The organism is Asticcacaulis sp. AC466 (assembly GCF_000495815.1).
GTDB lineage: Bacteria > Pseudomonadota > Alphaproteobacteria > Caulobacterales > Caulobacteraceae > Asticcacaulis.
Genome location: NZ_AWGE01000057.1, coordinates 1 through 485, shown reverse-complemented (window position 1 = coordinate 485; position 485 = coordinate 1). Strand labels below are relative to the sequence as shown.

The window sequence follows — 485 nt, the reverse complement described above, 5'->3', positions numbered from 1 at the left end:
TGTCGGTGGCAACCTCGTGTGACGGCTTACATTGGCAATACCACCGCGAAGCATATCCTCCATCGCCCCCCGGGCCGCTTTGGACTGCTCCTCATTTTCTGCAATCCATGACTCCATAGCGTCTTCCATAGACTTACCTTGCTCTATAGAAAAAGCCTTTACCGCCTCAAACTGCTTGATCATCTCAATGATTGCGTTGGCGTGCCCAGAACGAGTGGCGTCGGCCATGGCCTGAAAGCCTTCCGCAATATCGGTGGCACCAATGCCGTACACCTCCTCCAAAACATCATTGTGAGGCGCCAGAACGTAGCGATAGAACTCGTCCTCCAAAACTTGATAACGATTCCCGCGTATCATGACCCAAGTGGATTTCGCACGGAATTCAATGTCGGCCGTGTTAGGACCGAAGATGCCATCTTTGGTATCAGCGGAGGTGACCATAGCAAAGAACATGGCCTGCTCTCTCAGTTTTCGGCTACGTTCAA

Annotated in this window: 1 protein-coding gene; it reads right to left on the bottom strand. The window is 52.0% G+C overall.

Going from position 1 to position 485, the window contains the following annotated elements; all coding sequences use genetic code 11:
* Positions 1 to 453: hypothetical protein (locus AEAC466_RS0123050; protein ID WP_200864005.1), on the bottom strand; the 453-nt coding region annotated here is incomplete at its 3' end.
* Positions 454 to 485 lie beyond the last annotated feature (32 nt).